Below are 11,339 nucleotides of genomic sequence, written 5' to 3'. Positions count from 1 at the left end.
AAAGTTGATGTTAAGCTCTCATTACCAGATGGTTATGAGTTAGCTAATAAGGATGAACAGGTCCCATCCACTATTACCGTAACTGAAAATGGTATTGGTACTATTAATGTTAATGTTAAAAAAATCAATACTACTAATACTGGTTGGAACCAACAAGGAGACGATTGGCTCTATATGCAAAAGAATGGCTATTTGGCTAAGGGATGGAATTACCTAAATGGTCATTGGTTTTACTTTGATCTTCAAAGTGGAATTATGAAGACTGGGATTCAATCTATTGGTAATAGTTTTTACTATCTCAACGCTCAACATGATGGTACCTATGGCGCAATGAAGACTGGCTGGCAGTTTGTCAATGGTCATTGGATTGGCCTCCAAGGTAGTGGAAATGCCTACGTGGGTTGGCAAGCAATCAATGGGCACTGGTATTACTTTGATCCGCAAACGGCTTATGCATTGACTAACTGGCAAGACATCAATAATCATTGGTACTACTTTGATCCAACTAACGCTTGGGCCCAAACTGGCTGGTTCAAATCAGGTGCGGGATATTGGTACTTCTTTGATTATGCTAATGCTTGGGCTGACACAGGTTGGCAAAAGATAAATAATAGCTGGTATTACTTTGACAACGTTAATGCGAATGCACTAACAGGGTGGCAAAGTATTAATAGCCATTGGTATTACTTCGATCCTACAAACGCTTGGGCTCGTACTGGTTGGCAATGGATCAATGGTCATTGGTATTGGTTCGATGAAGCTAATGCCTGGGCACTTACTGGCTGGCAATATTATGGAGGTCAGTGGTACTTTATGGATCAACAAAATGCTTGGATGGATACTGGATGGACCACCAATTTAGCTAATGGTCAATTGTACTATCTGGACAAGAATGGTCATCCACTAACTGGCTGGCAACGATCACTTAACGGCTTCTGGTATTACCTACAACCTGGTTCTGATGCTGCGACTATCGGTTGGAATTGGATTAACGGTCATTGGTACTACTTCAATCCAGAAGAAACTATTAACGGCATCAAAGTAAAAGGTGCAATGTTTACCGGTCGTCACTTCATCGACAATCGTTGGAATAGATTTGATCTGAATGGTCACTGGTTAGGCTATGAAAATTAAATTGAATTAAATGTTTTAATTAAGCCCCTCAGAAATTCTCTGAGAGGCTTTTGCGTTTTGTGCTTTTATTAATAAGACAGATTGTAAAATTTAAGTTGAACATATTTAAGTGGACAGAAAAACCCATCAAGGCCTTTAATGGTGTTACCACACAATCCATTAGAAAGAAGGAACTTGATGAGCACCACTATTTTATCATTCCAGAATCGTGTTATCATTGAAACGCTTCATAATGAAAGACGTTCCTTGCGATACATTGCTAATGACTTTTGGGTTTGACGATGAGTGGTTAGATATAATTGTTGAGCTTGATCAGCAATCTTATTACAAAATGGTAGAGAAATTGGAAGTCAGCATTTAAACTTTAGCGAACGTAATGATGTTGCTAAGGTTTACCCGCAGATTTATCGTAGTCAATACAGTGGATTTAACACTAGTTTTGATTTGCCAACTGCTTCTACTAACGGATTGCAATTGGTCTTGAGATTTACTGATGATCCAGTAGGTAATGGTAATAGCTCTGATAAGTGGATAAATCTGTAAAACTAAGGTGCTAAAGTTGTATTAAGAAAAAATACACTTTTGAATTATGTTCAAGGCGTATTTAATAACTATCACCTTTTATTCAAGGTACCCCACGTCCGGGTCAATAGGACGAAAAGTAATAGTTAACTAAAGTACTCATATTCACCCTAGGTTATATGGTTACTTTGCTAAAAAATGGTGTAATAAGTACAGAAGCTCTTTAGCCAAAACAAGCTAAAGGGCTTTTTAGTTTGATGATTTTAAAATAAAAAAGAGCATCTTTTCAGATGCCCCGCCGGCTCGGATAAGTAATCAGCTGATCCAATTTGCACACCAGCATCTTTATCTTTGTAGCTACATTATAACTGAAAATTTTCTATGGTACAATGTTAAAGCACATCAGGACGCCTTAATCACACGTTCAACAGTGCGGGAAGGAGGTTCTTCCCGATGCATTGCATCTTTATTTTTGTATTGCTGCCTCTTTCAAAAAAGCAGCTGAAAAAACTGATTAAGACTCTTATGAGTCTGTTTGGTTAAAACCATTCATTTCAGCAGAATAAACCAGCGTCTGTCTTTGCGACAGGCGTTTTTAATTTACTTAATTTAACTGTGTTTTTGTGATACGATAATATCATAAATACTTACGTCCACAGTAGAAGAGGCGATTGAATTGCCAGAAACAGCTAAGGAAAAAGAAGAATTGTTTACAATGTTAGAAGTAGCCAAGATCGTTGGTTGCTCAAAGTCAACAGTCTATCGAGTCGTCAAAGAAAATCATTTACGGGCTAAGAAGAAAAAAGGACAAGCCAAGTTATACGATGAAACGCTTATAAAACTTGTTAGAACAAAGATTGATGATATTAATAGTTCTAAAGAACCGTTTCAGAGAATCAGTATAGAAACACTTCAGAAACAGTTGGATATTAAAGACAAACAAATAGAACAACTTAACGAACAACTAAAGATGGCTCAAATTAACTTGAATCAGAGTCAACAGTTAGCTTTAGAGCAGTCTAAGAAAATTAAAGAGTTAGAAGCGCCAAAAGAAACTGCTGAATCAGTTAAAGAGACACCAAAGAAAAAGTCACTTTTTGAAAGAATTTTTGGAATTTAAAAGAAAAATTTCAAATTTGTTTGCAATTGTGAGGCTGTTAAGGGTAACATTAAGACAACAATTCAATAAAAAAGAGTAAAGAAAAAGCCCATTGAAGAATTGCCGTTCTTCAATGAGCTACCGATTAACTAGTCGCATTAGTAAATCGGGGTTGTCTATTTCTTTAATACAATTATTGTAGGGGAAATAGATAGATATTTCAAGATATAACATTATAAAACTATTACTGAAATTCAACCCTAAAAGCACAAAGTCGACTAGTTAATTGCTGGTCGACTTTTTCTTTTGGCGAAGCGTAAGCCATTAATTGCTGTTTAGGGTTGCTCCCTGCTGGTCACACTCTCAAATCGCACGTGAAGCTGAGTTTGGTACAGTTTTGTGGTTAACAATGGGTATGCTAAACCCTGCGATTTACCAACGCTAAAGACGTGGCTGGAAGTTTCGGAAAAGCTACACACTATCTTGATATTGATGCGAGTTTTTCGGGTTGTCGCTATGTTTAATCACTGAGTTCAGTTTGGTTAAAGTACAAATCAAACCCTAACAATAGCAAGAACAAGGGCGGAATGAGTTTAAACAGTGTGCATTGATTATCTTGATGAGCTAGTAATAGAAATATTAGTAGTTGATTAAGTTAATCAATGAGTGTCACGATATGCTATCGTTTTGTCACATTTTAGCCACAGACAGGCTAAGTGTGATGATGATGCCTATGGCATGGTTATTACATTATTGGGGAAAGTACGCTCAAAATTATAGATAAACAATTTTGGTTTGTTTTTAATAAAAACATTTACAACCGTTGAAGTCGATGATAATCTACCAAAGTCGACAAAGATTGATAGGTCAATAATTAAATCGTTTTCAAACATAGATGGTGTAATTATTGACCGTTAAAAGATCAATTGGGTTAGTTGGTACCACACTGCACTCATAAATAGAAGATAGATAGTAAAGATAGATAGTAAAGATAGATAATAATAGGAGTGAGTGTTTGGACAGAAATTTTTTAAAGAACAGTCAACAATTCTTAGATTACCTGAATCATGAAAATAATATTGAGGCACCAAAAGAAGAATGCTTCAAGCGTAAGAGGAAGACAATAGAAGCGTTGACTAAGTATAACGATTTAAAAGTTGCTGAAGTGGATAGTCAGTATTTTGGTTGGATTCCTAACAGTTGGCTTGAAAGAGGGCTATCTTCACAAGCTTATGGATTGCTAGTTCTTATTGTTATTCATAGCGCCCCTGTACCTTATTACCAAAAACAAATAGCTGTAATTGGTAACTTAGCAATCAGGCGGTTGTTAGGATTGAATAATGCTAATCGTAAAGGCAAGATCGATGATCTTTTGTATGAACTTGAATTGAGTGAGATAATCACCGTTCATGAAAATTTTATTGAGCTGAATCGTGAAGAAACTTCAAGTTATCAAGGTACAGGATTTACTAAGGTTTATGCTAGTACAGTGAAAAAGATCCTTGAACACATTCAAGGGATGAAAGTTTTAAATATTTTAGCTTCATATTTAGCGCTAAGAAGCACGATCTTTGAAAATAAGACTAGTGGGAACTTGCCTGTTACGATGGGAAGTTTGCAAGCGTGGGCTAGTGGTAAGGTATCATTATCACCTAGGGTACATAGCGATAATTTGAAGTGGTTGAGAGAGCATGACATTTTGGCGTGGGTTGAAGCAATTAGGAACAATGCTAAACATAATTCATGTTTTTACTATTCTGAGTTATGGGATGCAGAATCGATCATGCACGAAGTTTTGGCAAGTTTGAGTAGTAGAATTTTGCGTTTAGCTTCCTAATTTTTAGTAAGTATCTAAAACGAATAATTAAGATCCATTTAATAACTTTTATTATAATTACTGACTTTGATCATGAATTTAGTATAGCAAGTTTGAAAGATGCTGATATAACGGCGTTCGTTAGTTGTAGGCATTAAAATTCATATTTTAATGACAGGTCAATGGTGGCTATGGTAAAAGTTGTCAGGGAGTTTGTGAGGTAAAAAAAACCCATCTAATTGGAGCTTATTAGATGGGTGTAGGAAAGGATAATAACTATTTATTAGTCAAGTAGTTCAGGACCGTTGTCTGGTTTTGGTTGGTTGCTTCGACTACCAGTGCCATGATTACCATTGGTGCCATTTCGGCGTGTTGTAGTAGGGTGTTTAAGCGCATATTGTTCCGCTTCTTCACGTGCTAGATACTTGTTAATGGCTTTTTTCCATTCGGGTGATAGATTAGAATGATTGCTATCATCTTGTTGTTTGGTTAGTTGTTGTTTAGTGCGACGCTGGCGTTGTAAACGGCGATCACGTCTCTTTTTTTCGTTTTCATTGTCGTCATCGTCAGCAGCATTAATCGCATTGGTCTGCTGTTTAACTGCTTGTTGGAGCGAGCTGTTATCATCAATAATTGGTTGTGGCTTGATTGGCTCATCAGGTTCTTCTTGTGGATTGTCATCGTCTGGGTTATCGTTAACAGCTTGTTGCTGAATCCGAATGAGGCGTTGTTGGTTGGCTTGACCATAAGCAGAGGTGCTAAGTGGTGAGCTATCATCTTCATCTTCGACCTTGTGCTTATATGTAGGGGTTGGTATTAGAGTTATTGGTGCTGTGGTGTCCTCATTATTTTGGTAATAGATTGCGTCAATTTCGGGCGTAGGAGTGTCGTAGAAATATGCAATTCCAACGAGACGTTGACCCTTATAATCGTGCATTTTAGACAGAAATCGCGCAGAGGAGTGTTGAATGGTACGCCATAGTAATTTTTGGTGATATTTACTATTGGGAATATAGTGCTTGATCGTTAAACCGTAACGGTTTGTAGCGATGGTGTGATAAGGATAACCGGCTTTATTAAAGAGGTCGATTAAATCTGATTCCTTTACTCGGAAATTGAGAATCAAATGTCCTTTTTTGACGTTTCCGTCTTTGGAACTCGTTAGCTTATTCGGAAGCTCTGGTTCACGACAGCGATCCTTTCGTGCTATGTGTTCAGATAAGAGCTCCACTAATGTTTGTTTTCTCTCGGCAACTGTTTCGAAAGCAGATGGAACCAATAGTGGCTCCTTGTTATTAATAATTGGGTCCATAGACAGGACCTCCTTTTCAAAAATTCATCGCTAAATTAGCAACTGTCAGCATATTAGCACAAATGGTATAGCTAATTGAAAGTCACCGTCTGAGATGAATTTTATCGTGCAAATTCCACTATAAATTCACTGTTTAAGCTTGATCGAAAAACTTTAAACATAACATATTTGGGTTAAGAATTGCTAGTCAACATAAATTGGTCTAAAAACATGCGCTTTCAAAAACTTACAGTATAACAAAAACGGATTTACAATTGCAAATCCGTTTTTTATTTATTTTATTGACAATTATCGTTGCAATTCATCGTCTTTTTGTGTACCGCTGGTAGTCCAAAGTTGGTTGAGTCCTGCTTTATCTGCTTCTTTGCGCTCAATGTTTTCAAAAGCACCGATCAACCCGTTCTTAGCGCGTTGTTCGAATTGATGGGCTGTGGAAGGATCACCGTTGCCATCATGGCCGCCGTGAATACGTTCATTTGTGGCCGCGTTCATATCTCGCGCATAGGTATTGAAATGTTGCTCTAGTTGCTTCCAGTGATCTTTAATCCAGCCTGACACGATTAGACCGGCCGATTTAAGTTGTTTATGCAATTGCTCAATAGATGCCTTTAGACCGGTATTTTCTTTGGATAAATCTTGGTTTTCCTTTTTAAGCGCGTCACGTTGCTTCTTCATGTTGCGCAATTGACGCTGTTGCGCGTCTAATTGCTGTTGCTGTTGACTAATGAGTTGCTCCTGTTGCTTTATTTTAGCTTGGTTGTCGTCAAAATCCTTTTGCTGAGTTGTCGCCTTGGTTTTTATCTTCTTAGCAAGTTCTAATGGTGACTTTTCCTCGATTTCTTCGCCAGAAATAGCTTTATAGGTGGACTTTAGATCATCTGATACACTCTCAGACGCATTTTTAACTTGATTAGCTAATGACATGGCCGTTTGAGCCTTTTGAGACGCCTTTTTATGCTCGATATATGCGACACCATCAAGATGTACTCCGTCTGTTACGTAATTTTCGTCTACTTGATAGTTAATACCCATTGACTTGGCAGTCTCTTCGGCGATTTTTCGCAAGGTATTAATTTGTTCTATTCGCCATAATTCTTCAATTCTCGTATTGCGTTCGGCAGATGAGTGTTTATATTTGCGTTTAGAGCCATCAGTATTGACTTTTAAGGCATCATCAACAGTTGACCACGGAAAACGGTTCATATGGTCTAAATACATCATATCTGCGCGTCTAGAGCCAATTTTCTTGCCATTTTTGTTGGCTATTTCGTGAAATTCACAGAGTGCGTCTAATCGTTGTTGTAATGCTTCTTCTTCGCTTACTCCTTCACGTCGATACCACTTAGATAGTGTCCTCTTAATTATGGCTCGCTTAGCGTAAGTAATACGTTTACGACTGTCTTTGTGATACCAAAGTGACTGTGTCTGAAGGTGCATAGCCCCCATCTCGTCATAGTGGATTTCAGCACGGAAGCACTGAGGATTTAGCGACTTAAAAGTGCTTGAATTGAAGAATTTTTTGAAGGTTTGTCGCTCGAACTCTCGGTATTTTTTAAGTTGTTCAGGAGGCATTTGGTCATACGTTTCCGTGTTACTTAAATAGTAGATTGATCCATTAATCGGAATACCAGCATTTTCCATAATTGCTCGCATTTCACGACTAATTTTTTCTCTAGTTTTTTTAACGGTTTTTGGGTTATTTAACTGCCTTTCCTTAGCTTTAATGAAGTTACCAGAAACGCCAAGAATATATTCAGTATAGTTGCTTTTTCGCCGTGATTTTCGCAATTTTGCATTGTATTTCTGCCATTGCTTTGGCGTTAGTAATCCCATGTTACTTTGGGCAAATTTAAGCGCCAAATCTATTGAGTTATCACTAGTTTGGTTGTCGGTTAAAGTTTCAATTTCTGGCTCAGCTGCTTGCATGTATTTATGCTGTTTACCGTGTGCTTTGACGTGGCTGTTCCCCATATCTTTTGCCGTACTTTGATAGCTACTTTCTAGTGTGATACTTGCCATTTTATCGACTCCCTTTTGTGTGGTTATGATTAACTGCAATGTACCATGTTTAGGGTACTGAAGTGGGAAGCAAATCCATGGTGTATATAGCACTCAGTTAGACCATGTACGCTATGCATACATGGACTGAGCTCTGCCGAGAGCTTTAGGGGGGAGTTCCCCCGCCTAAAAACCGCCCCCTTGTTTGTTAACACTTGCATCATGGTTGACCATTTAGTCAAATACCATTTTGCTTGTTAACAAAGTGATGTGGCTTCGCTTTGCGGAGCCACATCACAGTACTTAAATTGTACGAAAATGTTGTCCAATTTAAGTTGTTTCTCGACCTGTTTAAACGGTCGAGAAACTCACATTTCACCTGTTGTTTAACATGTGAAATGCTTTGTTTTTTTGCTTCTCAAGCAAAAAAAGGACACTCTTTTAGAGTGTCCTCCGAGGAGCATATTTAATGTAAATTGTGCTATTTACTACTAGTTAATTGCTCGTACATTTTAAACAAATGCTGTACTATTTCAGGTTCAGTTGCTGATGGTTTAAGCCCATATGCTTTTAGAACTGCTTTGTCATTAGCTTGCGTAACTAAATAATTTTGCCTACTGAGTAGATTACTTATTGCTTTGTCCATTTTAGAACTTTCTATAATAGCCATTGTTTCACCTCAAATAGTATTTAATCAAATATATCATATTAACATGTTTTTTACATTATAGGTATTAATCACGTACTAAAATGGTATTAATCACGTACTAAAATGGTATTAATCACGTACTAAAACGTATTTTTAAGGGACAGAAATGTTGATATAAAGCCATTTCAAAGCTCTCTAATGTAATATATAATGTAATTATAATGTATTTACTTAATGTATTTACCTTAGGCAATCAAAGAAAAAATAAAAAGGAATACATAAAAATAGGGGCATTAAAATGAATAATCCTTCTTCTAATATTGAAGAAGGAAACCACCATAATACAGCTAAAGAGGCTAAAGAATTACTTGAAAGTAGACAAGAGGAACTTGGAATTACAGGACCTATTGGTAGCCCAATTAAAGAAATGTCACATTCCTGGATTTTTTCAGTTAATATTAATGGTGAAGGGCAGCGGTAAGTTATGGTTTCAGATTCTGGAAGTGTGCAAGAATTAGATATTCCACAAGGCGCTGAATAGAATTGGTACTTGATAACAACACCAATATTAGTAGCTTAATCCATACTGGCCCTTACAGAGACAAGGGATGAGAGCTTATATATACTCTTAATAAGTACTCTTAGTTTAGCGTTTAATAAACAGTGAAGTTTACCTTAAGAGCTTTTATTCTGGCTAACCTTACGTATGGTTTCTTAGTACCAGAATTAATACACTACTTATTTCTAGTAAGCGAACATGAACACTATTTTAATCTGTTCAAGTCTAATTGATTAAATAAGTCGTATAATAAAAATTAGATTAATTACAAAAGGAAGTATCCAATGTGACTAAAGAACATAAGAAATTATATAAAGCTGGGAAAAAATGGTGTGTTATGGGAATTACCACGCTGGCGGTGGCCATTGGTGCTCTCACCGTTACCGGGATTAATAATGCAGAAGCGGCGGTTGAGTCACAGCCCACCACTCAACTGGCTCAGGCGCAGACGACTGTTACTAATTTACAACGACAATATGATAATCAATCAAGACAGCTTAATCTGGCTAGTCAAGCGGTAACCTTAGCCCAAAATAACCTTAAATCAGCTCAAGGCAAGGCGCAGAGTGCTGATGGTACGTTAGCAGCGGCAAACCGCGATGTAAGCCAAGCACAGCAAGCCAAGCAGACAGCTGAAAAGGAACAAGCAGATGCAGCCAGTCGAGTTCAGACTGAACAAGACGTGATTAGTCGTGAGAATACCAATATACGGAATGGTAAGCAAGCATTGAGCGATGCACAGAACGAGCAATTAGCTGCTCAAAGTGACGTTGATAATAAAGCTAACGCTGCAAAACAGGCTGAACAGGTTGCTAAGCAGCAACAAGATATTAATGATCAAAAACAAGCAGCGGTTAATGCTACAGATAGTAAGATCTCACAGGTCAAGGATCAGATTAATAGTGTTAACAAGATTAGTGTATCGGCTAATTACATTAATGCGGTTAAAGATAATACAAGCTTTACCGGTAATGATCTCCAGGTGCTCAATAAGAATTCTTACCATCATTCGCAACAGGATGCTCAGCGATCTTTTGACGACCTGAATAACCTAAGTCAAAATGATTGGGCTGAGTTAGGGACCTTTGCAGTAGGGTTACTCAATGGTATTCGGCAAGTTGCAGGGCAGGCACCTCTAATGGTTACCGATGGTTCGGTAAAATTTGGTCAGGATATTGCAAATATTTACCTTAAGCATCAATACATTGATCAAGGTAACCGCGAGGCATCTAAGGTTAATGCTGCCGATCAAAACGGGCTTTATAATTTTTACAAGTATTATACGTTGACTGGAACGTTGAATCGTCAGGTACTAAATTATTCGCAGTCATCTATTTCATTGGGTAACTATACGAGAACAGTAACGTCATATGCGTTTACGCCAGTAACAATGGACAGCCTGAAACAGGATACCTACAATATGATTTTGGACGGCTTGCGTGATATCCAGAAGGCTCGTGAACTATTGATGAGCGGTAAGTACGCTGCAGTTACCGGTATGGACCAGCAACTAGATTTACTAATGATTGATGATGGTGATTTAGATACTAATGGTGGAACAGTATTTGGTAAGAAGTCATATACCATCCCAACGGTAGATACTGCTAAATTACAGGGACAATTGACAGAATTGCAAAAATTAAAGAGTAAGCAATCGGCGGCATTAACTGTGGCTGCCCAGGCTTTGAAAACGGCACAGGATAAATTTGCCCAGGCAAACAATGTGTTAAAGAAAGCCAAGGAGCAGTTGGTAACCTCTAAGCAGGAAGTGGCGACAAAGCAACAGGACTTAACGGCAGCCAAGAATAGACTTAAGGTTGCGCAAAATGCGCTCGTGGCGGCTCAAAAGATTGCTAATGGGCAGGCAGTAAAGAATGCAGAGAGTCGGTTAGCCCAGGTAAAGGAAAAGCAGCAAGTAGCCCAAGAAAACCAGCAGGTAGCACATGAGCAGGTTAATAAGCTTAAGGCGGAGCTTAAGACTGCTAATGACAAGTATACTAAGCTTAAGGAAGACCGTTCGCTAACCCATCAGAAGCTTTTAAATGCCCAAGAACAACTGAAGCGGTTGCAAACAGGAACTATCAACTATATCGATCCAGATGGTAAGGTAGTAAAAGCTGACCAAGTTTCAGGAAAAGTTGGCAATAAAGTTGATGTTAAGCTCTCGTTACCGGATGGTTATGAGTTAGCTAATAAGGATGAACAGGTCCCATCCACTATTACAGTTGGTAATGATGGCATTAAAACTAT

At 38.0% G+C, this 11,339-nt stretch carries 6 protein-coding genes and 3 pseudogenes; 6 read left to right on the top strand and 3 right to left on the bottom strand.

The window, feature by feature from the left end; translation table 11 throughout:
• The 4 genes and pseudogenes from H9564_RS08550 to H9564_RS08535 all read left to right on the top strand — a co-directional run.
• A pseudogene (locus H9564_RS08550) lies at window positions 1-1,134 on the top strand (N-acetylmuramoyl-L-alanine amidase family protein); the annotation flags it as partial.
• Between the two features lie 177 nt (window positions 1,135-1,311).
• A pseudogene (locus H9564_RS08545) lies at window positions 1,312-1,398 on the top strand (helix-turn-helix domain-containing protein); the annotation flags it as partial.
• A 934-nt stretch (window positions 1,399-2,332) separates the two neighbouring features.
• Complete coding sequence (locus H9564_RS08540) at window positions 2,333-2,776, top strand: helix-turn-helix domain-containing protein (protein WP_191685054.1); 444 nt, start codon at window positions 2,333-2,335, stop codon at window positions 2,774-2,776.
• A 994-nt stretch (window positions 2,777-3,770) separates the two neighbouring features.
• Complete coding sequence (locus tag H9564_RS08535; protein ID WP_191685053.1) at window positions 3,771-4,592, top strand: hypothetical protein; 822 nt, start codon at window positions 3,771-3,773, stop codon at window positions 4,590-4,592.
• A gap of 262 nt (window positions 4,593-4,854) precedes the next feature.
• On the opposite strand, the gene H9564_RS08530 is transcribed toward H9564_RS08535, so the two are convergent.
• The 3 genes and pseudogenes from H9564_RS08530 to H9564_RS09375 form a co-directional block, all read right to left on the bottom strand.
• Window positions 4,855-5,883, bottom strand: a complete 1,029-nt coding sequence (locus H9564_RS08530; RefSeq protein WP_191685052.1) for a hypothetical protein — start codon at window positions 5,881-5,883, stop codon at window positions 4,855-4,857.
• Window positions 5,884-6,171: 288 nt separating this feature from the next.
• The gene (locus tag H9564_RS08525; RefSeq protein WP_191685051.1) at window positions 6,172-7,902 is read right to left on the bottom strand and encodes a hypothetical protein; all 1,731 of its coding nucleotides are present in this window, start codon (window positions 7,900-7,902) and stop codon (window positions 6,172-6,174) included.
• A gap of 460 nt (window positions 7,903-8,362) precedes the next feature.
• Window positions 8,363-8,476: pseudogene (locus H9564_RS09375) on the bottom strand (type IIL restriction-modification enzyme MmeI); the annotation flags it as partial.
• A gap of 352 nt (window positions 8,477-8,828) precedes the next feature.
• On the opposite strand from H9564_RS09375, the gene H9564_RS08515 reads away from it, so the two are divergent.
• Entirely contained in the window at window positions 8,829-9,011 is a 183-nt protein-coding gene (locus tag H9564_RS08515; RefSeq protein ID WP_191685050.1) for a hypothetical protein, read from the top strand.
• A 364-nt stretch (window positions 9,012-9,375) separates the two neighbouring features.
• A partial coding sequence (locus tag H9564_RS08510; RefSeq protein ID WP_191685049.1) for an SEC10/PgrA surface exclusion domain-containing protein occupies window positions 9,376-11,339 on the top strand: 1,964 nt, incomplete at its 3' end.

The organism is Limosilactobacillus avistercoris, assembly GCF_014836425.1.
Taxonomy (GTDB): domain Bacteria; phylum Bacillota; class Bacilli; order Lactobacillales; family Lactobacillaceae; genus Limosilactobacillus; species Limosilactobacillus agrestimuris.
Note: the sequence above shows the minus strand (reverse complement) of the source record. Positions and strands in the feature narration are given on the sequence as shown.

Coding starts and splice junctions, on each gene's coding strand:
- H9564_RS08515 (WP_191685050.1), top strand. CDS start 8,829: ATGAATAATCCTTCTTCTAATATTGAAGAAGGAAACCACCATAATACA.
- H9564_RS08530 (WP_191685052.1), bottom strand. CDS start 5,883: ATGGACCCAATTATTAATAACAAGGAGCCACTATTGGTTCCATCTGCT.
- H9564_RS08525 (WP_191685051.1), bottom strand. CDS start 7,902: ATGGCAAGTATCACACTAGAAAGTAGCTATCAAAGTACGGCAAAAGAT.